The following is a 22276-nucleotide window of genomic DNA, read 5'->3' on the forward strand; positions in this document are numbered from 1 at the left end:
GGCGCCTGCCGGTTGGGTGCCCCGCCCAGGGGCGGGCGCGTCGTCGGCCGGCCACGTCTCCACGAGGGCGTTGATCCGCGGATTCACCGTCCGCGCGGCCGCCCCGGGAACGCATCCTCGACGCGGCGGAAGATCTCTTCCAGAGCGAGGGGATCCGCCGGGTCGGTGCCCAGGCGATCGCCGGGAAGGCCGCCGCGCGGGCCGGTCCGTCCGATCCCGGGCAGGCCGCGGCCGAGATCACCTTCGTCCTGGAAGGCGCGCAGGTCAGCGCGCAGAACGGAAGCGTCGAGCAGGTGGGGGAGCGGCTGATGAGGACCGTCGAGGGGATCCTGGACCGGTACGGCTCCCCCTCGGCTGAACGCGCCGTCCCCGGTGTCCGTATCCCCGGGCCGTGGGAGGATCGCTGGTCATGGGTGCGTCCGCTGCGGTGCGAGGTGTGCGAGCCGGGGTGTTCGCGGCGGTCTGTGTGCTGCTCGCCGCCGCCGCGCACGGCGCCGCCATGGGGGACATGCCGCCGCTGTGGGCGGACGCGGCCGGGTTCCTCGGCGTGTTCGGGCTCGGGTGGGCCCTCGGCGGGCGGGAGCGGTCGTTGCCCGGCATCGGTGCGGGCATGCTGGTCACGCAGGCGGCCCTGCACCTGGGCTTCGACGCGGCCCACCGCACCGGCGGCGGTCCGGCACACCGGACGATGACCCACCCGCACCCCGCGATGGCGGCCCACCCGTACCTCGCCGGCCACGTCACCGGCACGCATCTGCTCGCCGCCCACGCCACCGCCGCCCATCTGTTCGCCGCCCTGGTCGCCTCCTGGTGGTTGCGGCAGGGGGAGGCCGCGGTGTGGGCGCTGCTGCGCCGGGCCGCCGCGCTGGTGCCGGCCCTGGCCGCCTGGTGGCGAGGGGGCCCGCTGCCCGTGTCCGCCGGGCGGACGCCGCTCGCGCCGGCCGTCCCCGACCCGCCCCGCCGGACCCCGCTGCGGCACGCGGTGCACCGGCGCGGGCCGCCGCCCCGGATCCCGTACTCGAACCGACCACCGGCACACGTCACCCGTACGGAGATCCACTCACCCATGTCCACGACACGCACCATCCTGCGCCGCGCCGGAGCCGTCACCACGCTCGCCGCCGCCTCCGTCCTGCTCGCGGCCTCCGCCGCCTCCGCGCACGTCACCGTCCACCCCGAGAGCTACGCCAAGGGCGCCACCGACGGCGTGCTGACCTTCCGCGTCCCGAACGAGGAGGACTCGGCGTCCACCACGAAGGTCCAGGTGTTCCTGCCCACCGACCACCCCGTCCTCGGCGTCCTGGTCCACCCGCAGGACGGCTGGACCGCCAAGGTCACCAACAGCAAGCTGAAGACACCGGTGAAGACCGACGACGGCACGATCACCGAGGCGGCCTCCCAGATCACCTTCACCGGAGGCCGCATCGGCGCCGGGCAGTACGAGGACTTCACCGTGGCCTTCGGGCAGCTTCCGGAGGACACCGATCAGTTGGTGTTCAAGACCCTGCAGACCTACTCCGACGGCAAGGTCGTCCGCTGGATCGAGCAGCCGGCGGACGGCGACGACGAGCCGGAGAACCCGGCGCCGGCGCTGAAGCTGACGGCCGCCGCGGACAACGCGCCCACCACCAGCGCCCCCACCACCCGCTCCTCCGCCACCACCAAGGCGTCGGACACCAGCGACTCCACCGCCCGCGGTCTGGGCGTCGCCGGACTGGTCGTCGGCGTGCTCGGCCTGGCCGCGGCAGCCTTCGCGCTCGTCCGCAGCCGCGCCGCACGGCCGTAACGACACCCGCGCTGTCGGTTCACTCCGCCCCGCTGGATCCCGTCCAGTGGGGCGGAGTGCCCGCGCGGATCGAGTACAAGGGAGAAGTGAGTGAATGGGGGGCATGCTCTACCACTTCACGCACGACCACGACGGTGAACGGCTCAGCGGTGTGTACGGCGGGGACCCGTCCGGAGCCACCGCGGTGGTGCTCCATGGCGCCGGCACGAGCAGCGCGCGCCACCTGGTTCCGCTGGTACGGGAGTTCGTGGCCCACGGCTGTCGCGGGCTCGCCTTCGACTTCTCCGGGCACGGCGACAGCACGGGAAAGCTCCGTGAGTCGAGTCTGCGGCGACGGCTGGAGCAGGCCGTCGCCGTGATCGACGCGTACGCGGGGGCCGACGGGCCGCTGGTCCTGGTGGGGTTCAGCATGGGCGGCCAGACGGTGACCGATCTCGTCCGGCACTACGGGGACCGCGTGGCGGCGCTGGGGCTGTGCGCGCCCGCCGTCTACACCGCCGAGGCGTGGGACGTGCCCTTCGGGGACGGGGACGGCCGGTTCAGCGCCCTGATCAGGCGGCCGGACAGCTGGCGGGACGCACCCGGTCTGGACGTGCTCCGGGCGTACGAGGGCCGGGCGGTGCTCGCCGTACCGGGCACGGACGCGGTGATCCCGCCGGCGGTGACCGAGGCCGTACAGGATGCGCTGACCGCGCGTGCCCAGTACACGCGCTTCGATCTCCCCGACGCGGGGCACCGGTTGGCCGGGTGGTTCCGTGACCACGCCGACGACCGGCGGGCGTTCGCGGCGGCGGTGCTGACCGGCCTGGACGACCGCGGCTGGACGGCCACGCGCGCGTGGGTGTCCCGGCGGCTCGGCCACGGCCGGTCGGTCACCGACGCCCGCATCCTGTCCGGGGGGTGGAGCTCCCAGATGCGCCGGCTCACCCTGGACGACGGCACGGACCTGGTGCAACGGACCTTCGTGAAGCCGTTCTTCCGCCGCCACGGGCCCGGTCTGCTGGCCCGCGAGGCGTCCGTCCTGACCCTGCTCGCCGGGCAGGAGGGCATCCCCGCTCCCCGGCTCGTCGCCGCCGACCCCACGGCCGAACACTGCGACCACCCCACCCTGTTGATGTCCGCGCTGCCGGGCCGGGTCCGCGTGGACGAGGAGGACCTCGACCGGCGCCTGGACCTCCTCGCGGCCCAACTCGTCCGGGTCCACGGCGTCGTACCCGCCGAAACCCCGCGCACGTACCAGGCGTGGACGTCCCCGGAGCGCGTCCGTACCCCGGGCGGCCGTCTGTGGGAGCGGGCCGTCGACGTGATCCGCCGCGACCCGCCGCCGTACGAGGGCCGCTTCCTGCACCGCGACTTCCACCCGGGGAACGTGCTCTTCACGGGGGCCGGGCCCACGCTGCGGATCAGCGGTGTCGTGGACTGGGTCGAGACCTCGTGGGGGCCCGTCGACCTGGACGTCGCCCACTGCTCGACCGCGCTCGCGCTGCTGCACGGGCCGGCGTACGGGCTGGAGTTCCGCGACCGGTACGAGGCACACGGCGGCCGGGGCCTCGCCGACGGCCCCCGTCACCTGTACTGGCGCCTGCTCGACGCCCTGCACTACTGCCCCGACGCGGCGAAGCTCGCCGGGCCCTGGCGTGAGCTGGGCCGGGACGACCTCACGCCGGAGGTGCTGGGTGAACGGCTGGAGGCGTACGTGGACGGACTGCTGCGACGCCACGGTTGACACCGACGGGCGGACACCGAGGGGTACGTGCGGGCGGTCCCGTGCGCCACAGCCGGCCACCCGCGGCTCAGTGCGCCGCCAGCTCCAGCAGCTGAGGCCCCGGCTGCTCCGCCGGTACCCCCACCGCCGTGTTGCGCGCGTTGCGCCACAGCCAGGCGATGTCCCGGCCGAAGGACCACAGCAGCGAACCCAGCGCCAGCAGCACGATCGTGAGGTCGGCCGAGCGGGGCAGCACCTGCGCGCCCGCCACGAGCAGGCACACACCCTGGACGGCGGCGACGGTCTTGCGGGCGAACGACGGCGGCAGCGGGGCGGTCAGCCACGGCGCGAACCGGGCCGCGGCGACGAACGCGTACCGCATGCCGCCGATCAGCAGCACCCACGGCCCGAGCCGCGTCGACACGTACACGCTCAGCACCAGGATCAGGAACGCGTCGACCTCCATGTCGAAGCGCGCGCCGAGCGCCGAGGAGGTGCCGGTGCGGCGGGCGACCTTGCCGTCCACGCCGTCCAGCAGCAGCGCCACCGCGGTCAGGGCGACCAGCAGCGTCACCGGCGGCGCGCTCTCGAAGGAGTCCGCGACCAGCGCGGTCACCCCGCCGACCAGGACGGACCGGCCGAGCGTGACTCGGTTCGCGGGGCCGAAGGAGCGCAGCCGGGAGCGGTGCACGGCGCGGGAGAGGACGGCCCAGGTGGCGAACGCGAACACGAGTCCCGTCAGCCAGCCGGCCGGCCCCATGCCGATCGCCGAGCCGAGCAGGGCCAGCAGCAGGACCTGCACGCCCGCTCCCACAGCGGTCTCCTGCTGGAGCCTCGCGTCATACGTGTTGTTCAGGGCCACCGAACATCCTCCGGCCGAGTGACAGAGACGATCAACGCCGCGTACTGTGCGCGGCCTGTGCACAACTCGGTACGTGAACAACTTCCCGATCGTTCAGGAGGATGCCGATGAACCGGTCGGCCCGCGCGTTCTGGCTCCGCTCGCCCGGCCACGGAGAGCTGCGCGAGGTCACCCTCGCGGCCCCCGCCGAGGACGAGGTGCTGGTCCGCGCCCTGTACTCCGGGGTGAGCCGGGGCACCGAGACCCTCGTCTTCCGCGGCGGGGTGCCGCACAGCCAGCACACCGTGATGCGGGCGCCGTTCCAGGAGGGCGACTTCCCGGGCCCGGTGAAGTACGGCTACCTGAACGTCGGCGTGGTCGAGGAGGGCCCGGCCGCGCTGGTCGGCCGCACGGTCTTCTGCCTGTATCCGCACCAGAGCCGGTACGTCGTTCCGGTGAGCGCCGTCACCGTGGTGCCCGAGCGGGTGCCCGCCGCCAGGGCCGTCCTCGCCGGCACCGTCGAGACCGCCGTCAACGCCCTGTGGGACGCCAGGCCCCTGATCGGCGACCGGATCACGGTGGTCGGCGGCGGCATGGTCGGCTGCGCGGTCACCGCGCTGCTCGCCCGCTTCCCCGGCGTCCGCCTTCAACTGGTCGACGCCGACCCGGCCCGCGCGAAGACCGCCGAGGCGCTCGGCGTGGACTTCGCCCCGCCCGCCGACGCCCTCGGCGACCGCGACCTCGTCGTCCACGCGAGCGCCACCGAGGCGGGCCTCACCCGCGCCCTGCAACTCCTCGCTCCCGAGGGCACCGTGATCGAGCTGAGCTGGTACGGCGACCGCAGCGTGGCCCTGCCGCTCGGCGAGGCCTTCCACTCCCGCCGGCTCACCGTGCGCGGCAGCCAGGTCGGCACGGTCTCACCGGCCGCCCGGGCCGGCCGTACCTACGCCGACCGGATGGCGCTCGCCCTGGACCTGCTCGCCGACCCGGCGCTGGACGCGCTCATCACCGGGGAGAGCGCTTTCGAGGAACTCCCGGCCGTCATGCCCCGGCTGGCGTCCGGTGACATCCCCGCGCTGTGCCACCGGGTGCGGTACCCGGAGACGGCCTGACCTGAGAAAAGAGTGAGGAACGGCTGAACACGGGGAAGCGAAGAGCCGTACTACACGGCATCCCCCGGCGGGCAAGGCCGGGGGACCAGACGCGCCGCACCTGGAGGGTCGTCCGTTGTTCAGCATCACCGTCCGCGATCACATCATGATCGCCCACAGCTTCCGCGGCGAGGTTTTCGGCCCCGCGCAGCGACTGCACGGCGCCACGTTCCTCGTGGACGCGACGTTCCGCCGCCGGCAGCTGGACGAGGACGACATCGTGGTCGACATCGGCCTGGCCACCCGGGAACTGGCCGCCGTCACCGCCGAACTGAACTACCGCAACCTGGACGAGGAGCCCGACTTCCGGGGCGTCAACACGTCCACCGAGTTTCTCGCCAAGGTCATCGCCGACCGGCTCGCCGAGCGGATCGGGAAGGGCCTCCTCGGCGAGGGCGCCAAGGGCCTCGACGGGATCGCCGTCACCCTGCACGAGTCGCACATCGCCTGGGCGAGTTACGAGCGTGGCCTGTGACCGACCTGACCGTGGAGCGGGCCCGCCTCGGCTACGTGCCCGCGCAGCCCGTCGCCGCCGAGAACGCCGGAATCATCCCCATGTCCCTGCGCACCGTGCACTTCGTGATGCCGGGCGGCGTCGACGACCCGGCCGCGCCCAGCGGCGGCAACGCCTACGACCGCCGGGTCTGCCTCGACCTGCCCGGCTTCGGCTGGCAGGCCGTCCGGCACCCCGTGCCCGGCGGCTGGCCGCGCCCGGACGGCGCCGCCCGCGATCGGCTCGCCCGCACCCTGCGGAACCTGCCGGACGACACGGTCGTCCTCCTCGACGGCCTCGTCGCCTGCGGCGTCCCGGAGATCGTCGTCCCCGAGTCGGCACGGCTGCGGCTCGCCGTCCTCGTCCACCTGCCGCTCGGCGACGAGACCGGCCTGGACCCGGCCGTCGCCGCCGACCTGGACAGCCGCGAACGGGCGGTGCTGCGGGCGGCCGGCGCGGTGATCGCCACCAGCGACTGGGCGGTCCGCCGGCTCGTCGCCCACCACGGCCTCGCCCCCGACCGGGTGCACACGGCCGCGCCCGGCGCCGACATCGCGCCCCTCGCGCCCGGCACCGACGGCGTCTCCCGACTGCTGTGCGTGGCCGCCGTGACCCCGCGCAAGGGCCAGCACCGGCTGGTCGAGGCGCTCGCCGCGGTCCGGGACCTGCCGTGGACCTGCGAGTGCGTCGGCGGCCTCGGCCACGACCCGGAGTACGTCGCCCACCTGCGGGAGCTGATCGCCCGGCACGGCCTCGCCGACCGCCTGCACCTGACCGGCCCCCGCTCCGGCGCCGACCTCGACGCCTCCTACGCCGCGGCCGACCTCATGGTCCTCACCTCCTACGCGGAGACCTACGGCATGGCGGTCACCGAGGCCCTCGCCCGGGGCATCCCGGTCCTCGCCACCGACGTCGGCGGCCTGCCCGAGGCGGTCGGCCGCGCACCGGACGGCGGGGTGCCCGGCATCCTCGTCCCGCCGGAGGACCCGGCCGCGCTCGCCGCCGAACTGCGCGGCTGGTTCGGCGAACCCGACGTACGCCGCCGCCTCAAGGCCGCGGCCCGCGCGCGGCGCGCCGCGCTCGACGGCTGGGCGACCACCGCCCGCAGCCTGGCGGGAGTCCTCGGGCGGCTCCCGGAACCCCCGAGGAGGGTGGCATGAGCACGGTGCGCAAGGACGAGGCGGTGCCGGTCCGGTCCGGCCCGCAGGGGTTGATCCCGGCTCAGCCCGGGCCGGCGGAGGGGGAGTCCGTGCGGGACACCGCGAGGGGCCCGGGCGAGGACGTCCCGCCGACGGACGGCGGTGAGGACGCCGCCGGCGTCATCGCCGGTGCCGGGCCCGTGGGCCGCCCCGGCGAGCGGGCCACCGTACGGCTGCGGGACGAGGACGCGCAGGAGCCGCCGCGGTACGCGCCCGAATGGCTCCAGCTGCGCGAGGACGCCGACGCGGCGGCCCGCTCCGCGGAACTGCTCGACCCGTTGCGGATCCGGCTGGCCAACCTGCCCGGCCGGTCCGGCGGGCTGGTCGTGCACGACCTGGGCTGCGGCACCGGCTCCATGGGCCGCTGGCTCGCCCCCCGCCTGGACGGCGCCCAGCACTGGATCCTGCACGACCGGGACCCCTATCTGCTGCACTTCGCCGCGGTCGCCTCCCCGCGCTCCGCCGCCGACGGCAGCCGCGTCACGGTGGAGACCCGGCGCGGTGACGTCGCCCGGCTCACCCAGGACGCGCTGGCCGGTGCCTCGCTGGTGACCGCGTCCGCGCTGCTCGACGTCCTCACCCCGGACGACGTCGAGACCCTGGCGGACGCCTGCGCGGGCGCCGGCTGCCCGGCCCTGCTCACCCTCTCCGTCGCCGGCCGCGTCGACCTCACCCCGGCCGACCCCCTCGACGCCGAGATCGCCGAGGCGTTCAACGCCCACCAGCGGCGCGACGGACTGCTCGGCCCGGACGCGGCCACCGCGGCCTGCGAGGCGTTCGCCGAGCGCGGGGCGACGGTCCGGCTGCACCCGAGCCCGTGGCGGCTCGGCCCCGAGCAGCGGGCGCTCACCGAGCAGTGGCTGCGCGGCTGGGTGGGCGCGGCCGTCGAACAGCGCCCGGAGCTGCGCGAGCGCGCCGAACGCTATCTGCGCGACCGGCTCACCGCCTGCGCGGCGGGCACCCTGCGGGTCACCCTCCACCACAGCGACCTGCTGGCCCTGCCCCGGCCCACGGGCGGCACGCCATGACCGGCGCCACGGCAGCGGGGACGCAACTGCCGCACGCGCTCGCGCCGGACGCCGTACACGCGGACGCGGCCGAGACGGCCGGACTCCCCGGCGCCCGGCGCCCCCGCGCGCTGCGCACCCGGCTCGGCACCTGCGCCGGGCTCGGCATCCTCGGGTTCCTGCTGTGGCGGCTCGGTACCGGTGCGCTGGTCGACGGGCTGCGGAGGATCGACACCGGGACGGTGCTGGTCGCGCTGGCGATCGGCGGCGTCACCACCGTGTGCAGCGCGTGGCGGTGGCAGCTGGTGGCGCGGGGCCTGCGGCTGCGACTGCCGCTGGGCCCCGCCGTCGCCGACTACTACCGGGCGCTGTTCCTGAACGCGGCCCTGCCCGGGGGGATCCTGGGCGACGTGCACCGGGCGGTCCGGCACGGACGCAGCGCGGGCGACGTCCGGCGCGGCGTGCAGGCGGTCGTACTCGAACGCGTCGCCGGGCAGATCGCGCTGGCCGTGGCCGGTACGGCGGTGCTGCTGACCCTGCCGTCCCCGGTGCGCGCCGAGGTCCGCGGCTTCGCCCCCCTGGCGGCCCTCGCCGCCGTCGGCGCGCTCGCCGTCGTCGTCGCCGTCCGCATGAACCGGCCGCAGGGCCGACCGGGCGGTGGGGCGCTGCGCCGGACCCTCGGCGAGGCCCGCCGGGGCCTGGCCTCACGGCACGCCGGGCCGGGCGTCGCCCTGTCCTCCGTGATCGTCCTGGCCGGACACCTGCTGATGTTCGTCGTGGCGGCCCGTGACGCCGGCTCGGCCGCCCCCGTCGCGGTGCTGCTGCCGCTCGCGGTACTCGCCCTGCTGGCCATGGGACTGCCGCTGAACGTCGGCGGTTTCGGCCCCCGTGAGGGCGTCACCGCCTGGGCGTTCGGCGCGGCCGGGCTCGGCGCGGACACCGGGGTCGCGGTCGCCGTCGTCTACGGCGTGCTGAGCCTCGTGGCGAGCCTGCCCGGTGCCGCGGTCCTGGCCTGGCGCTGGTACGAGACGGTACGCGGCGCAACGCCGGCCCCCGCCGCCGAGCGCGCCGGCGCGGTCGGTGCCGGCCCGTCGTCCGGGGCCGCCCCCACGGGTCCCGGCCGCGGGTCCGCCCGGCGCTATTTCCGTCCCGTCGGCGAGGTGAGCAGCGCGAGATACGGCGCGAAGGATTCCGTGAGGCTCGCCAGCAGTTCCTTTCCCTTTTCCGCCGAACCGAGGGAAGGACGGCCGATGACGCCCGATTCGGTATAGGCGGACATTCCCAGGGTGAGCAGATGCCGGCGGTCGTCGGCGGTGAAATCGGCGGACTCGTGACCAGGACGGACGAATTCGGGGTGAGCGTGCAGCAGAATCGAGGTCTCGATTTCTCCGGCGTGCATGTCGGTGAGCAGCGAGGTGACCACCCCGGCCCGCTCCCGCGCGGCCTCCCAGTCCTCGGCGGCCGGGAACAGCGCCATCCGCTCGCCGCGCGCGGAGGCCTCCTGGACGACGTTGCCCAGTACGTAGTTCCCGCCGTGCCCGTTGACCACGACCAGCGCGTCCACGCCCGAGCGGCGCAGCGACGCCGCGATGTCCGTGACCACCGCGTGCAGGGTCACGGCGGAGATGCTGACGGTCCCCGGCCAGGCCGCGTGCTCGTGCGAGCAGGAGACCGTCACCGGCGGAAGGAGGTGCACCGGGTACGCGGCGGCGATCTCCCGCGCGACGGCGCAGGCCACCAGCGTGTCGGTGGCCAGCGGAAGGTACGGGCCGTGCTGTTCGAAGCTCCCCACGGGAAGGACGGCGACCTGTGCTGAAACGCCCGCCCCCCGGCTGCGTACGTCCTGCGTGGTGTCCGCCGGCAGAACGCCGTTCCCCGCCCCGTACGCCGCACGCGCACCCGAACCACTCATCTTCCCACGGCCTTTCGTCTCTGCTATAGGAATCAGATCATGACAGAAAACACCGGCGTCAACATCGGCGTACTCGGCACGAAGTCCCCGCGGCGATCGGGCGCCGAACGGGTGGTGAATGCGCCACTGCCCACCGTGTACGGAAAGTTCCAGGCGGTCGGCTACCTGGACCACGACCGCGGTGACGAGCAAGTGGCCCTGGTGTACGGCGAGATCGGCGCCGACGACGTGCTGGTCCGGCTGCACTCGGAGTGCCTGACCGGGGACGCGTTCGGCTCCCGGCACTGCGAGTGCGGGGACCAGCTGGAGGCCGCGATGCGCGCCGTGGTCGCCGAAGGCAGCGGCATCGTCGTCTACTTGAGGGGACACGAGGGCCGCGGTATCGGCCTGCTGGCCAAGCTGCGCGCGATGGCCCTGCAGGCGGAGGGCCTGGACACGGTGGAGGCGAACCTCGCGCTGGGCCTGCCGGTCGACGCCCGCGACTACCGCGTGGCCGCCGAGATCCTGCGCGACCTCGGGGTGCGGTCGGTGCGGCTGATGTCCAACAACCCGCGCAAGCGGGAGGCGCTGGTGCGGCACGGCGTCCAGGTCGCCGAGCAGGTGCCGCTACTGATCGAGCCGTGCGAGAGCAACATCACCTACCTGCGGACCAAGCGGGAGCGGATGGACCACCACCTGCCGCATCTGGACGCCGTCGCCCACGGCTCCTGACGCCCGGCCGCGGACGCGGCGGCCGCCGGCGGGTCAGTCCGTCACCGCCTCGTGCACCAGCCGCCGCAGCTCGGGGAAGACCTTCAGCTTCTTCGGGCGCACCTGGGTCATGAACTGCACGGTCAGGTCGTGGGCCGGGTCGACCCAGAACGCGGTGGTCGCCACGCCGGTCCAGCCGTAGGTGCCGAGGTGGGTCGGGGCGAGGGTGCGCGCCGGGTCGGTGACGACGGAGACGTTGAAACCGAAGCCGAGGCCGTCGTTCCCCGGTTCCCGGTGGACCGGCGCGCCGAGGGAGCCGATGGTGGCGCCGCCCGGCAGCTGGTTGCGGGTCATCAGGGCGAGCGTTCCCGGGGCCAGCAGCCGGACGCCGTCCAGTTCGCCGCCCCGGCGCAGCAGTTCCATGAACCGGTGGAAGTCGTGGGCCGAGCTGACCAGGCCGCCGCTGCCGGACAGGAACCGCGGCCGGCCGCGCACCGGCAGCCCCGGCACCGGCTCGATCCCGCCCGCGTCGGTCTCACCGTACAACTCGGCCAGCCGGGACGCCTGTTCGGGCGTGAGGTGGAAGCCGGTGTCGGTCATGCCGAGCGGGCGCAGGATCCGCTCGGCGAAGAAGACGTCCAGGGGCTGCCCGGAGACCACCTCGACGACCCGGCCCAGCACGTTGGAGGCGACCGAGTAGTTCCACTGGGTGCCCGGGTCGGACTGCAACGGCATCCGCGCGTACAACTCGACGGTCTCCGCGAGGTCCTTGCCCGGCGGCACCGAGTACTCCAGGCCCGCCTCGCGGTACAGCGCGTCCACCGGATGGCGGTGGTAGAAGCCGAAGGTGAGGCCCGCGGTGTGGGTCAGCAGGTGCCGGAGAAGGATCGGGCCGGCGGCCGGGCGGGTGCGGACGGCGGTGCCCGAACCCGCCACGTACACCCGGGGGTCGGCGAAGGCGGGCAGATGGCGCTCCAGCGGGTCGTCCAGGGACAGCCGGCCCTCCTCGACCAGCAGCAGCACCGCGACCGCGGTGACCGGCTTGGTCATCGAGTAGATCCGCCACAGCGTGTCCGCCTCGACCGGCAGCGCGGCCGACACGTCCCGCAGACCGTAGGTGGTCAGGTGCGCGACCTGGCCACCGCGGGCCACGGACACCAGGTAGCCGGGCAGCCGCCCCGCGTCGACGTGCCCGGCGAAGCACCGGTCCAGCCGGTCCAGCGCCCCGGCGTCCAGCCCCACCTGTCCCGGCTCCACGTCCTGTCGCAGCTGTGCCATCGCTCTCCTCCGGTCGCACGTCGTCCGCGATGCGTCCCCCGGCCGCCCCGCCGGGTACCGCGTCCCATGGTGACGCAGGGCTGCCCGGTGGCGGTGGTTCATCCGGGACGGGTGTGATCGATCCGACGCCGAGGGGGCTTCGGCGTCGCACCGGGACGGGTGCGTCCGGGCGGGTGCCGGCGCTACGGCGGCCCGCGCGCCACGCGAAGACGGGCGACCCGCACACGGTGGCCTTCGTCGCCGCCGGTCCCGGTAGTGCGCGGGTGGTGGGGCGGCCGCGATCTTCGGAGGCCCGGGAATGCGAGGGCCGCCCGGGCGGGTTGAGCGGGGTATGACTGCTGACCGGGATACGACCAAGGACTCCTCGCAGGACGCGCTGCTCGGCCTGCTCTCCGCCGGCCACGCCGGCGTGCTCGTCACCCTCCGGCGCGACGGCCGCCCCCAGCTGTCGAACGTCAGCCACGCCTACTACCCCGACGAGCGGATCATCCGCGTCTCGGTCACCGACGACCGCGCCAAGACCCGCAACCTGCGCCGGGACCCGCGCGCCTCCTACCACGTCACCAGCGGCGACCGCTGGGCGTACACCGTCGCCGAGGGCACCGCCGAACTGACCCCGGTCGCCGCCGACCCGCACGACGACACCGTGGAGGAGCTGGTCCGGCTCTACCGGGACGTCCTCGGCGAACACCCGGACTGGGACGACTACCGGGCCGCGATGGTCCGCGACCGCCGCCTGGTGGTGCGGCTGCGCGTCGAGCGGGCGTACGGCATCCCGAAGGGCTGAGCCGCGGCCGGGGCGCCGCTCACGGCGCCTCGGCGGTCCGCGCCTCGATCGCCCGCAGCACGGCGACCATGTCCTCGCCGCCGTGCCCCCGCGCCACCGTCTCCTCGAACAGGGCGTGGCAGACGTCGAGGAGCGGCGAGGCCAGGCCCGCCTTGCGGGCCGCCTCCGCGATCAGCCGGTTGTTCTTCAGCACGTCCAGCGCCGCCGCCTGCACCGCGAAGTCCCGCTCGCGCAGCTTGGGCGCCTTCATCCGGGACACCGCGCTGGCCATCGGGCCCGCGTCCAGGACGTCCAGGAACAGCTCGCGGTCCAGGCCCTGCCGCTCGGCGAAGTGGAAGGCCTCGGTCAGCCCGGTCACCTGGGTGATCAGGAAGATGTTCACCGCCAGCTTCATCAGCAGCGCGCCCGGCACCGGCCCGCAGGCGAACGCCTCCCCGCACACCGGCGCCAGCAGCGGCCGTACGGCCGCCACGGCGGCCTCCTCCCCGGCGAGCATGGCCACCAGCCGGCCCTGCTCCGCCGGCACCCGGGAGCCGGAGACCGGCGCCTCGACGTACCGGCCGCCGGCCGCGCGGATGTCGGCCTCCAGAGCGCGGGAGTACTCCGGTGAGGTCGTGCCCATGTGGACGACGGTCCGGCCGGCGACCCGTGCGGCCAGGTCGGGCGTGCCCCGGCCGAGAACCGCGTCCACCGCCGTCTCGTCGGCCAGCATCAGCAGCACCACCTCCGCTCGCGCGAACACCTCGGCGGGGTCAGCGGCGACCTCGGCGCCGGCCGCGCGCAACGGCTCCGCGCGGTGCGGGGTCCGGTTCCACACCACCAGGGGGGTGCCGGCCGACGCCAGGCGCAGGGCCATGGGGCGGCCCATCACTCCGAGACCGATGAATCCGACCTGCACGGGACGCCCTCCGCTGACACGGGCCGACTATGACAGTGGTCATAGTAGCCGCCGTTATGACGTCGGTCATAGGGTGAGGGCGAGGGCGACGGCGAGGACGGACCGGGGAACGGAGGGCACGATGACGCAGGCACGGCGCGGGCCGCGGGAGCGGATGGTGTTCAGCGCGGCCCAGCTCATCCGGCGGGGCGGGGTCACCGCGACCGGCATGCGCGAGGTCGCCGCGCACGCGGACGCACCGCGCGGCTCCCTCCAGCACTACTTCCCGGGCGGCAAGGAACAGCTGGTCAACGAGGCCGTCGAGTGGGCCGGGCGGTACGCCGGCAAGCGCGTCGCCCGCTTCCTCGCGGGGCTCGAACGGCCCACGCCCAGCGGCCTGTTCGCGGCGATGGCCGCGCAGTGGACGGACGAGTACGCGGCGGACGGCTTCGCGGCCGGGTGCCCGGTCGCCGCCGCCACGGTCGACTGCGCGGCCTCCGGCGCCTCGACCCGTCAGGCGGCGGCCACCGCGTTCGCCACCTGGCGGGGGCCGGTCGCCGAGGCCCTGGCCGGCCTGGGCGTCCCCGCCGCCCGCGCCGACTCCCTGGCCACCCTCATGATCGCCACCCTGGAGGGCGCGATCCTGATGGCCCGCGCCGAACACGACGTACGCCCCCTCACCACGGCCGTACGCGAACTGGGCCCCCTGCTCGACGCGGCCGTGGACTCCTGACCCCGCGTCAGCCCGCGGCGCGCTCCGCCGTGAGGTAGGCGATCACCATGTCGCCGAGCATGGTCCGGTAGTGCTCGCGCCGCCCCGGGTCCAGCAGGTCCCGGCCGAACAGGGCGCCGAACGTGGGCCGGTTGGCGACCCGGAAGAAGCAGAACGAGCTGATCACCGCGTACAGGTCGACCGCGTCCACGTCGGCCGTGAACAGCCCGGACGCCTGCCCGGAGGCGAGGATACGACGGATCACGTCCAGTACCGGGGACTCGGACCGCCCCGGTTCCCCGGAGGCCGCGATGTGCTCGGCACCGTGCATGTTCTCGATACCGACGAGCCGGATGAAGTCCGGGTACCGCTCGTGCTGGTCGAACGTCAGCTCCGCCAGCCGCCGGATCGCGGCCACCGGGTCCGGGTCCTCGACGTCCAGCTGCCGTTCGGCGTCCCGGACCACCCCGTAGGCCCGCTCCAGCACGGCCGTGAACAGCTGCTCCTTGCCACCGAAGTAGTAGTAGATCATCCGCTTGGTGGTGCGGGTACGGGCCGCTATCTCGTCGACCCGGGCCCCGTCGTAACCGGCCCGCGCGAACTCCTGCGTGGCCACGTCGAGTATCTCGCCCCGGGTCCGCACCGCGTCCCGCACCCGCCCACCGGACCGCACCGGTTCCTCGACGCTGGTCATCACAGCCCTCCGGCCCATGAACCGCCAAGCGACACGCTCGCTCGCGTGCGGGTGATTGTAGAAGCCGGGCCGGGGCGCCCGGGACGGGCTGCGCCGCCGTGGTTTCCGGGCGCCGGCGGCGCCGCGGCGGGGCGGTCGGTGGCTCGCGCGGGGCGCCGGTCGTGTGCCGCACCCGGCGGCCGCGCCCGGTTCCCGCCGGCAGGCTGCCGGCCGGGCCGGACGCGGAGGGCGACTCGGCCCCCTCCGCGAGCCGTTGACCCAAGGTGCCCCCGGCCCGCCGGGATGGCGGGCCGGGGGCACGGGGCCGCCTCCGCGAGCGGCGCCCATGGCGCGCACCCGGGTCGGTTACGGCTGGACGTTCCAGGCGGCGATCACCGGACGGTCGTGTTCCGTCGACAGACGGCTGACCGTGCCGGTGGCCAGCTGGAACAGGCGGCCTTCGGCGGGAGGCAGGCCCAGACGGCGGGCGGTGAGCACGCGCAGGAAGTGCGCGTGCGCCACCAGGACCACGTCCCCGTCGGTCAGGGCCGGCGCGAGCCGGGCCAGCACCCGGTCGGCGCGGGCACCGATCTGGGCCGGCGACTCGCCGGGATGCCCCTCGGGGCCCGGCGGGACGCCGTCGGTCCACAGGTCCCAGCCGGGCCGGGTGCGGTGGATCTCGGCGGTGGTGACGCCCTCGTAGCCGCCGTAGTCCCACTCGTGCAGGTCGGGGTCGGTGACGACCCCGGGGATGCCCGCCAGTTCGGCGGTGCGCAGCGCGCGGTCGTACGGGCTGGCGAGCGCGCGGGCGTAGGTCCGGCCGGTGAGGAGCGGGGCGAGGGACTTGGCCTGTTCCTCGCCGTGCTCCGTGAGGGGCAGGTCGGTCCAGCTGGTGTGCTGGCCCGACACGCTCCACTCCGTCTCACCGTGGCGGACCAGCAGGAGGTCCCCCACGGCGGGTCAGTCCTTCTTCTCGACCGCGTGGCCACCGAACTGGTTGCGCAGCGCGGCGATCATCTTCATCTGCGGGGAGTCGTCCTGCCGGGAGGCGAACCGGGCGAACAGGGACGCCGTGATCGCGGGCAGCGGTACGGCGTTGTCGATGGCCGCCTCCACCGTCCAGCGGCCCTCGCCGGAGTCCTCCGCGTAGCCGCGCAGCTTCTCCAGGTGCTCGTCCTCGTCCAGGGCGTTGACCGCGAGGTCCAGCAGCCAGGACCGGATGACGGTGCCCTCCTGCCAGGAGCGGTACACCTCGCGGACGTTGTCCACCGAGTGGACCTTCTCCAGCAGCTCCCAGCCCTCGGCGTAGGCCTGCATCATGGCGTACTCGATGCCGTTGTGGACCATCTTGGAGAAGTGCCCGGCGCCGACCCGCCCGGCGTGGACGTAGCCGTACGGGCCCTCCGGCTTGAGCGCGTCGAAGATCGGCTGGAGCGGCTCCACGTGCTGCTTGTCGCCGCCGACCATCAGCGCGTAACCGTTCTCCAGGCCCCACACACCGCCGGAGACACCGGCGTCGACGAAGCCGATGCCCTTGATGCCGAGGGCGGCGGCGTGCTTCTCGTCGTCCGTCCAGCGGGAGTTGCCGCCGTCGATGACCGTGTCGCCGGGGGAGAGCAGGTCGCCGAGTTCGTCGATGACGGTCTGGGTGGCCGTGCCGGCCGGGACCATCACCCAGACGTGGCGGGGCGCGTCGAGCTTCTCCACCAGTTCGGCCAGGCTCTTGACGTCCGAGACCTCCGGGTTGCGGTCGTAGCCGAGGACGGTGTGGCCGGCGCGGCGGATTCGCTCGCGCATGTTGCCGCCCATCTTGCCGAGACCGATGAGACCGAGCTGCATGATCAGTTCTCCGATGCGTTCTTGAGAGTGCGGTAGGCGGCGACGAGGGCCGTGGTGGACGGGTCGAGACCCGGCACGTCCGCGCCCTCGGTGAGGGCGGGTTCGACGCGCTTGGCGAGGACCTTGCCCAGCTCCACGCCCCACTGGTCGAAGGAGTCGATGTTCCACACCGCGCCCTGCACGAACACCTTGTGCTCGTAGAGGGCGATCAGCTGGCCGAGCACGGACGGGGTCAGCTCACGGGCGAGGATCGTGGTGGTGGGGTGGTCGCCGCGGAAGGTGCGGTGCGCGACCTGCTCCTCGGCCACGCCCTCCGCGCGGACCTCCTCGGCGGTCTTGCCGAAGGCGAGCGCCTGGGTCTGGGCGAAGAAGTTGGCCATCAGCAGGTCGTGCTGGGCCTTGAGTTCGGCGCTCAGTTCGCCGACCGGCTCGGCGAAGCCGATGAAGTCCGCCGGGATCAGCTTGGTGCCCTGGTGGATCAACTGGTAGTAGGCGTGCTGCCCGTTGGTGCCGGGCGTGCCCCAGACGACCGGTCCGGTCTGCCACTCCACCGGGGTGCCGTCGCGCTGCACCGACTTGCCGTTGGACTCCATGTCCAGCTGCTGGAGGTAGGCGGTGAACTTCGACAGGTAGTGGCTGTACGGCAGCACCGCGTGGGTCTGGGCATCGTGGAAGTTGCCGTACCAGATGCCCAGCAGGCCCAGCAGCAGCGGCGCGTTGGCTTCGGCGGGCGCGGTGCGGAAGTGGTCGTCGACGATCCGGAAACCGTCGAGCATCTCGCGGAAGCGGTCCGGGCCGATGGCGATCATCAGGGACAGGCCGATCGCGGAGTCGTACGAGTACCGTCCGCCGACCCAGTCCCAGAACTCGAACATGTTGTCCGGGTCGATGCCGAACTCGGTGACCTTCGTGCCGTTCGTGGACAGCGCCACGAAGTGCCGGGCGACGGCCTTCTCGTCACCGTCGAAGGCCTTCAGCAGCCAGGTGCGCGCCGAGGTGGCGTTCGTGATCGTCTCGATCGTGGTGAACGTCTTGGACGCCACGATGAACAGCGTCTCCGCCGGGTCCAGGTCGCGGGTCGCCTCGTGCAGGTCGGCGCCGTCCACGTTGGACACGAACCGGAACGTCAACTCCCGTGCGGTGTACGCACGCAGCGCCTCGTAGGCCATCGCGGGGCCGAGGTCGGAGCCGCCGATGCCGATGTTGACGACGTTCCGGATGCGCTTGCCGGTGTGGCCGGTCCACTCGCCGGAGCGGACCCGCTCGGCGAAGCCGGCCATCTTGTCGAGCACGGCGTGCACCTTCGGCACCACGTTCTCGCCGTCGACCTCGATCACCGCGTCCCGCGGGGCGCGCAGGGCGGTGTGCAGCACGGCCCGGTTCTCGGTGACGTTGATCCTCTCACCGCTGAACATGGCGTCCCGCAGCGCGAACACGCCGGTGGCGGTGGCGAGTTCCTGGAGCAGGGCCAGGGTCTCGTCGGTGATGAGGTGCTTGCTGTAGTCGATGTGCAGGTCGCCGACCCGCACGACGTACCGCTCGGCGCGGCCGGGGTCCGTCGCGAACAGCTCGCGCAGCCGCGGCTGGCCCTGGGAGCGGTGGTCGGACAGCGCGGTCCACTCGGGCCGGTTGGTGAGCTTCGGGAACTCTGCCATGTCAGGCGATCTCCTTGGCGGCCTCGCCCTGCAGGGCGATGGCGTACATCTCGTCGGCGTCGAGGCGGCGCAGCTCCTCGGCGATCAGTTCGGAGGTGGGGCGGACCTTCAGCGCGAGGGTGCGCGGCGGCTGGCCCGGCAGGGTCAGCGTGGCCAGCGGTCCCTCGGGGCGGTCGACGAGGATCTCGCCGTTCGCGGTGCCGAGGCGGACGGCCGTCACGAACGGGCCGGCGCTGTGCACCCGCTCCACCGGGACGCCCAGGCGGGCCTCGAGCCAGCGGGCGAGCAGTTCGGCGCTGGGGTTGTCGGCCTCGGCCTCGACGGCCGCCGAGGTCACCCGCACCCGGGCCTGGTCCAGGGCCGCGGCCAGCATCGACCGCCACAGGGTCAGCCGGGTCCAGGCCAGGTCGGTGTCGCCGGGGGCGTAGGTACGGGCCCGGGCGTTGAGCACCTCCAGCGGCCGCTCGACCGCGTACAGGTCGGTGATCCGGCGCTGGGCGAGCACGCCCAGCGGGTCCTTGGCGGGGGCCTCGGGGGCGTCGCCCGGCCACCACACGACCACCGGGGCGTCCGGCAGCAGCAGCGGCAGCACCACCGAGTCGGCGTGGTCGGACACCTCGCCGTAGGTGCGCAGCACGACCGTCTCGCCGGTGCCGGCCTCGGAGCCGACCCGGACCTCGGCGTCGAGCCGGGAGTGGGTGCGGTCGCGCAGGGTGCGGGCCTGGCGCCGGATGACGACCAGGGTGCGCGAGGGGTGCTCGTGCGAGGCCTCCTCGGCCGCCTTGATCGAGTCGTAGGCGTTCTCCTCGTCCGTGACGATCACCATCGTCAGGACCATGCCCACGGCGGGCGTGCCGATGGCGCGGCGGCCCTGCACCAACGCCTTGTTGATCTTGCTTGCCGTGGTGTCGGTCAGGTCGATCTTCATGGCCTGCGCCAGCTCCGTCCGTCTCGTGCGAGCATCTCGTCGGCTTCCCTCGGGCCCCAGCTGCCCGACGCGTACTGCGCCGGCCTGCCGTGCGCCGTCCAGTACTCCTCGATCGGGTCGAGGATCTTCCAGGACTCTTCCACTTCCTGGTGGCGGGGGAACAGGTTCGCGTCGCCGAGGAGTACGTCCAGGATGAGCCGCTCGTACGCCTCCGGGCTCGACTCGGTGAACGACTCGCCGTAGGCGAAGTCCATGGAGACGTCCCGGATCTCCATCGAGGTGCCCGGCACCTTGGAGCCGAACCGCACGGTCATGCCCTCGTCGGGCTGGACGCGGACGACGATCGCGTTCTGGCCGAGTTCCTCGGTGGCGGTGGAGTCGAACGGGGAGTGCGGGGCCCGCTTGAAGACGACCGCGATCTCGGTGACCCGGCGGCCCAGCCGCTTGCCGGTGCGCAGGTAGAAGGGGACACCCGCCCAGCGGCGGTTGTCGATGCCCAGCTTGATCGCGGCGAAGGTGTCGGTCTTCGACTTGGGGTCGATGCCGTCCTCCTGGAGGTAGCCGACGACCTTCTCGCCGCCCTGCCAGCCGGTGGCGTACTGGCCGCGCACGGTGTGCCGGCCCAGGTCCTCCGGAAGGCGCACCGACTTCAGCACCTTCAGCTTCTCGGTGAGCAGCGCCTCCGCGTCGAACGCGATCGGCTCCTCCATGGCGGTGAGCGCCATCAGCTGCAGCAGGTGGTTCTGGATGACGTCCCGGGCGGCCCCGATGCCGTCGTAGTAGCCGGCCCGGCCGCCGATGCCGATGTCCTCGGCCATCGTGATCTGCACGTGGTCGACGTACGACCGGTTCCAGATCGGCTCGTACATCTGGTTGGCGAAGCGCAGCGCCAGCATGTTCTGGACGGTTTCCTTGCCCAGGTAGTGGTCGATGCGGAACACCTGGTCCGGCTCGAACACCTCGTGCACGATCGCGTTCAGCTCGCGCGCGCTGGCCAGGTCGTGCCCGAACGGCTTCTCGATGACCGCGCGCCGCCAGGAACCCTCGGGCGGGCTCGCCAGGCCGTGCTTCTTCAGCTGCTGGACGACCTTCGGGAAGAACTTCGGCGGCACCGAGAGGTAGAAGGCGAAGTTGCCGCCGGTGCCGCGGGAGGCGTCCAGCTCCTCGACGGCGTCCTTGAGCTGCTTGAACGCGGTGTCGTCGTCGAAGTCACCGGGGATGAACCGCATGCCCTCGGCGAGCTGCTGCCACACCTCCTCGCGGAACGGGGTCCGGGAGTGCTCGCGGACCGCGTCGTGCACGACCTGCGCGAAGTCCTGGTTCTCCCAGTCCCGGCGGGCGAACCCGACGAGGGAGAAGCCCGGCGGCAGCAGACCGCGGTTGGCCAGGTCGTAGACGGCCGGCATCAGCTTCTTGCGGGACAGGTCACCGGTGACCCCGAAGATGACCAGGCCCGAGGGGCCGGCGATCCGGGGCAGCCGGCGGTCGCGGGCGTCCCGCAGCGGGTTCTCCCAGTCGGCGGCCGGTGCCACCGGGACCCGCACCGCCTCGGGTGCGGGTGCGGGGGCCCGGTCGGGTGCGTTGTCGGTCATCGGGCGTCAACTCCCTTGCTCTCCAGGGACTTCGCTACGGCGTCCAGAAGGTCCTGCCAGGCCACCTCGAACTTGGCGACACCCTCGTTCTCCAGCTGCCGGACGACCTCGTCGTAGGCGATGCCGAGCCGTTCGACGGCGGCCAGGTCGGCGCAGGCCCGCGCGTAACCGCCGGTCACCGTGTCACCGGTGATCTCGCCGTGGTCGGCGACCGCGTTCAGCGTGGCCTCGGGCATCGTGTTGACGGTGCCCGGTGCGACCAGTTCGTCCACGTACAGGGTGTCCTTGTACGCGGGATCCTTCACCCCGGTGGACGCCCACAGCGGACGCTGCCTGTTCGCCCGGTCGCCGGCGAGCGCCAGCCAGCGGTCGGAGGAGAACACCTCCTCGTACGCCTCGTAGGCCAGACGGGCGTTGGCGAGGGCCGCGCGGCCCTTGAGGGCGAGCGCCTCGTCGGTGCCGAGGGCGGTCAGCCGCTTGTCGACCTCGGAGTCCACGCGGGAGACGAAGAAGGACGCCACCGAGTGGATCGTGGACAGGTCGATGCCCCGTTCGCGGGCCTTCTCCAGGCCGGCCAGGTAGGCGGCCATGACCTCGCGGTAGCGGTCCAGGGAGAAGATCAGGGTCACGTTGACGCTGATGCCGAGCCCGATGACCTCGGTGATCGCCGGCAGACCCGCCTCGGTCGCCGGGATCTTGATCATCACGTTGGGGCGGTCGACCAGCCAGGCCAGCTGCTTGGCCTCGGCGACGGTCGCCTCCGTGTCGTGGGCGAGACGGGGGTCGACCTCGATGGAGACCCGGCCGTCACGGCCGCCGGTGGCGGTGTACACAGGATCCAGGATGTCGGCGGCGGTCCGCACGTCGGCGGTCGTCATCATCCGCACCGCCTCGTCGACCGTCACCCCCCGCACCGCGAGGTCGGCCAGCTGCTCCTCGTAGCCCTCTCCGGAGCCGATGGCGGCCTGGAAGATGGACGGGTTGGTGGTGACACCGACGGCGCTTCCGCTCGCCACCAGGTCGGCGAGGCTGCCCGAGGTGAGGCGCTTGCGGGACAGGTCGTCCAGCCATATCGACACGCCCTCGTCGGCGAGGCGCTTGAGGGCCCCCGGAATCGCGGTTGCTTCGGTCACTGTGATCATCTTTCTTTC

At 73.5% G+C, this 22276-nt stretch carries 20 protein-coding genes and 2 pseudogenes; 11 read left to right on the plus strand and 11 right to left on the minus strand.

The genetic code is table 11. The features are described from left to right. Nucleotides 1-113: 113 nt before the first annotated feature. From ACZ3ZD_RS11180 to ACZ3ZD_RS11190, 3 genes and pseudogenes are all read left to right on the plus strand, one after another. Nucleotides 114-350 (plus strand): annotated as a pseudogene (locus tag ACZ3ZD_RS11180) (hypothetical protein); the annotation flags it as partial. Between the two features lie 716 nt (nucleotides 351-1066). Continuing rightward, nucleotides 1067-1786: a YcnI family copper-binding membrane protein gene (locus ACZ3ZD_RS11185; protein WP_467395811.1), complete on the plus strand. Its 720-nt coding sequence runs from the start codon at nucleotides 1067-1069 to the stop codon at nucleotides 1784-1786. 103 nt (nucleotides 1787-1889) lie between these two features. After that, nucleotides 1890-3512, plus strand: coding sequence for an alpha/beta fold hydrolase (locus tag ACZ3ZD_RS11190; RefSeq protein WP_467395813.1), 1623 nt, complete (start codon nucleotides 1890-1892; stop codon nucleotides 3510-3512). Between the two features lie 67 nt (nucleotides 3513-3579). On the opposite strand, the gene ACZ3ZD_RS11195 is transcribed toward ACZ3ZD_RS11190, so the two are convergent. Continuing rightward, nucleotides 3580-4353 carry a CDP-alcohol phosphatidyltransferase family protein gene (locus ACZ3ZD_RS11195; RefSeq protein ID WP_467395499.1) on the minus strand — a complete coding sequence of 258 codons (774 nt, stop codon included), beginning with the start codon at nucleotides 4351-4353 and terminating at the stop codon, nucleotides 3580-3582. Between the two features lie 107 nt (nucleotides 4354-4460). Between ACZ3ZD_RS11195 and ACZ3ZD_RS11200 the strand changes: the two genes are divergently transcribed. From ACZ3ZD_RS11200 to ACZ3ZD_RS11220, 5 genes and pseudogenes are all read left to right on the plus strand, one after another. Next, entirely contained in the window at nucleotides 4461-5444 is a 984-nt protein-coding gene (locus tag ACZ3ZD_RS11200; RefSeq protein WP_467395500.1) for a zinc-dependent alcohol dehydrogenase, read from the plus strand. Between the two features lie 115 nt (nucleotides 5445-5559). Further along, nucleotides 5560-5958 (plus strand): 6-pyruvoyl trahydropterin synthase family protein, encoded by a 399-nt coding sequence (locus ACZ3ZD_RS11205; RefSeq protein WP_467395501.1) that lies wholly within the window; start codon nucleotides 5560-5562, stop codon nucleotides 5956-5958. After that, entirely contained in the window at nucleotides 5955-7136 is a 1182-nt protein-coding gene (locus ACZ3ZD_RS11210; protein ID WP_467395502.1) for a glycosyltransferase family 4 protein, read from the plus strand. The genes ACZ3ZD_RS11205 and ACZ3ZD_RS11210 overlap by 4 nt, the downstream gene beginning before the upstream one ends. Next, the gene (locus ACZ3ZD_RS11215) at nucleotides 7133-8203 is read left to right on the plus strand and encodes a class I SAM-dependent methyltransferase (protein ID WP_467395503.1); all 1071 of its coding nucleotides are present in this window, start codon (nucleotides 7133-7135) and stop codon (nucleotides 8201-8203) included. The genes ACZ3ZD_RS11210 and ACZ3ZD_RS11215 overlap by 4 nt, the downstream gene beginning before the upstream one ends. Further along, a pseudogene (locus ACZ3ZD_RS11220) lies at nucleotides 8200-9165 on the plus strand (lysylphosphatidylglycerol synthase transmembrane domain-containing protein); the annotation flags it as partial. The gene ACZ3ZD_RS11215 and the pseudogene ACZ3ZD_RS11220, both read left to right, overlap by 4 nt. A 155-nt stretch (nucleotides 9166-9320) precedes the next feature. Here the strand turns inward: ACZ3ZD_RS11220 and ACZ3ZD_RS11225 are convergent. Next, nucleotides 9321-10094 (minus strand): creatininase family protein, encoded by a 774-nt coding sequence (locus ACZ3ZD_RS11225; RefSeq protein ID WP_467395504.1) that lies wholly within the window; start codon nucleotides 10092-10094, stop codon nucleotides 9321-9323. 39 nt (nucleotides 10095-10133) lie between these two features. On the opposite strand from ACZ3ZD_RS11225, the gene ribA reads away from it, so the two are divergent. Next, on the plus strand, nucleotides 10134-10805 hold the full coding sequence (gene ribA / locus ACZ3ZD_RS11230; protein ID WP_467395505.1) for a GTP cyclohydrolase II: 672 nt from the start codon (nucleotides 10134-10136) through the stop codon (nucleotides 10803-10805). 33 nt (nucleotides 10806-10838) lie between these two features. Here the strand turns inward: ribA and ACZ3ZD_RS11235 are convergent, their stop codons facing one another. Next, nucleotides 10839-12062: a serine hydrolase domain-containing protein gene (locus ACZ3ZD_RS11235; protein ID WP_467395506.1), complete on the minus strand. Its 1224-nt coding sequence runs from the start codon at nucleotides 12060-12062 to the stop codon at nucleotides 10839-10841. Between the two features lie 331 nt (nucleotides 12063-12393). Here ACZ3ZD_RS11235 and ACZ3ZD_RS11240 point away from each other — a divergent pair, with 331 nt between their 5' ends. After that, on the plus strand, nucleotides 12394-12849 hold the full coding sequence (locus ACZ3ZD_RS11240; protein WP_467395507.1) for a PPOX class F420-dependent oxidoreductase: 456 nt from the start codon (nucleotides 12394-12396) through the stop codon (nucleotides 12847-12849). Between the two features lie 19 nt (nucleotides 12850-12868). Here the strand turns inward: ACZ3ZD_RS11240 and ACZ3ZD_RS11245 are convergent, their stop codons facing one another. Continuing rightward, nucleotides 12869-13747, minus strand: coding sequence for an NAD(P)-dependent oxidoreductase (locus tag ACZ3ZD_RS11245; RefSeq protein ID WP_467395508.1), 879 nt, complete (start codon nucleotides 13745-13747; stop codon nucleotides 12869-12871). Nucleotides 13748-13868: 121 nt separating this feature from the next. On the opposite strand from ACZ3ZD_RS11245, the gene ACZ3ZD_RS11250 reads away from it, so the two are divergent. Next, nucleotides 13869-14459, plus strand: a complete 591-nt coding sequence (locus ACZ3ZD_RS11250) for a TetR/AcrR family transcriptional regulator (protein ID WP_467395509.1) — start codon at nucleotides 13869-13871, stop codon at nucleotides 14457-14459. 7 nt (nucleotides 14460-14466) lie between these two features. On the opposite strand, the gene ACZ3ZD_RS11255 is transcribed toward ACZ3ZD_RS11250, so the two are convergent. The 7 genes from ACZ3ZD_RS11255 to tal form a co-directional block, all read right to left on the minus strand. Next, the gene (locus tag ACZ3ZD_RS11255; protein WP_467395510.1) at nucleotides 14467-15132 is read right to left on the minus strand and encodes a TetR/AcrR family transcriptional regulator; all 666 of its coding nucleotides are present in this window, start codon (nucleotides 15130-15132) and stop codon (nucleotides 14467-14469) included. Nucleotides 15133-15477: 345 nt separating this feature from the next. After that, nucleotides 15478-16065 (minus strand): histidine phosphatase family protein, encoded by a 588-nt coding sequence (locus ACZ3ZD_RS11260; RefSeq protein ID WP_467395511.1) that lies wholly within the window; start codon nucleotides 16063-16065, stop codon nucleotides 15478-15480. A 6-nt stretch (nucleotides 16066-16071) separates the two neighbouring features. Further along, nucleotides 16072-16950 carry a phosphogluconate dehydrogenase (NAD(+)-dependent, decarboxylating) gene (gene gnd, locus ACZ3ZD_RS11265; protein WP_467395512.1) on the minus strand — a complete coding sequence of 293 codons (879 nt, stop codon included), beginning with the start codon at nucleotides 16948-16950 and terminating at the stop codon, nucleotides 16072-16074. A 2-nt stretch (nucleotides 16951-16952) separates the two neighbouring features. After that, a complete protein-coding gene (pgi, locus tag ACZ3ZD_RS11270; RefSeq protein ID WP_467395513.1) occupies nucleotides 16953-18605 on the minus strand; it encodes a glucose-6-phosphate isomerase in 1653 nt (550 codons plus the stop codon). A 1-nt stretch (nucleotide 18606) separates the two neighbouring features. Continuing rightward, nucleotides 18607-19533 (minus strand): glucose-6-phosphate dehydrogenase assembly protein OpcA, encoded by a 927-nt coding sequence (opcA, locus tag ACZ3ZD_RS11275; RefSeq protein ID WP_467395514.1) that lies wholly within the window; start codon nucleotides 19531-19533, stop codon nucleotides 18607-18609. Then, on the minus strand, nucleotides 19530-21125 hold the full coding sequence (gene zwf, locus ACZ3ZD_RS11280) for a glucose-6-phosphate dehydrogenase (protein WP_467395515.1): 1596 nt from the start codon (nucleotides 21123-21125) through the stop codon (nucleotides 19530-19532). Before zwf ends, opcA begins: the two co-directional genes overlap by 4 nt. Then, complete coding sequence (tal, locus tag ACZ3ZD_RS11285) at nucleotides 21122-22267, minus strand: transaldolase (RefSeq protein WP_467395516.1); 1146 nt, start codon at nucleotides 22265-22267, stop codon at nucleotides 21122-21124. The genes zwf and tal overlap by 4 nt, the downstream gene beginning before the upstream one ends. Nucleotides 22268-22276 lie beyond the last annotated feature (9 nt).

This window comes from Streptomyces sp. NPDC023481 (assembly GCF_055560195.1).

Bases quoted from the DNA above. Each gene is read 5' to 3' on its own strand.
- ACZ3ZD_RS11200 (WP_467395500.1), top strand. From the start codon at position 4,461: ATGAACCGGTCGGCCCGCGCGTTCTGGCTCCGCTCGCCCGGCCACGGA.
- ACZ3ZD_RS11255 (WP_467395510.1), bottom strand. From the start codon at position 15,132: ATGACCAGCGTCGAGGAACCGGTGCGGTCCGGTGGGCGGGTGCGGGAC.
- pgi (WP_467395513.1), bottom strand. From the start codon at position 18,605: ATGGCAGAGTTCCCGAAGCTCACCAACCGGCCCGAGTGGACCGCGCTG.
- tal (WP_467395516.1), bottom strand. From the start codon at position 22,267: ATGATCACAGTGACCGAAGCAACCGCGATTCCGGGGGCCCTCAAGCGC.
- ribA (WP_467395505.1), top strand. From the start codon at position 10,134: ATGACAGAAAACACCGGCGTCAACATCGGCGTACTCGGCACGAAGTCC.
- ACZ3ZD_RS11185 (WP_467395811.1), top strand. From the start codon at position 1,067: ATGTCCACGACACGCACCATCCTGCGCCGCGCCGGAGCCGTCACCACG.
- gnd (WP_467395512.1), bottom strand. From the start codon at position 16,950: ATGCAGCTCGGTCTCATCGGTCTCGGCAAGATGGGCGGCAACATGCGC.
- opcA (WP_467395514.1), bottom strand. From the start codon at position 19,533: ATGAAGATCGACCTGACCGACACCACGGCAAGCAAGATCAACAAGGCG.
- ACZ3ZD_RS11250 (WP_467395509.1), top strand. From the start codon at position 13,869: ATGACGCAGGCACGGCGCGGGCCGCGGGAGCGGATGGTGTTCAGCGCG.
- ACZ3ZD_RS11235 (WP_467395506.1), bottom strand. From the start codon at position 12,062: ATGGCACAGCTGCGACAGGACGTGGAGCCGGGACAGGTGGGGCTGGAC.
- zwf (WP_467395515.1), bottom strand. From the start codon at position 21,125: ATGACCGACAACGCACCCGACCGGGCCCCCGCACCCGCACCCGAGGCG.
- ACZ3ZD_RS11225 (WP_467395504.1), bottom strand. From the start codon at position 10,094: ATGAGTGGTTCGGGTGCGCGTGCGGCGTACGGGGCGGGGAACGGCGTT.
- ACZ3ZD_RS11190 (WP_467395813.1), top strand. From the start codon at position 1,890: ATGCTCTACCACTTCACGCACGACCACGACGGTGAACGGCTCAGCGGT.
- ACZ3ZD_RS11215 (WP_467395503.1), top strand. From the start codon at position 7,133: ATGAGCACGGTGCGCAAGGACGAGGCGGTGCCGGTCCGGTCCGGCCCG.
- ACZ3ZD_RS11240 (WP_467395507.1), top strand. From the start codon at position 12,394: ATGACTGCTGACCGGGATACGACCAAGGACTCCTCGCAGGACGCGCTG.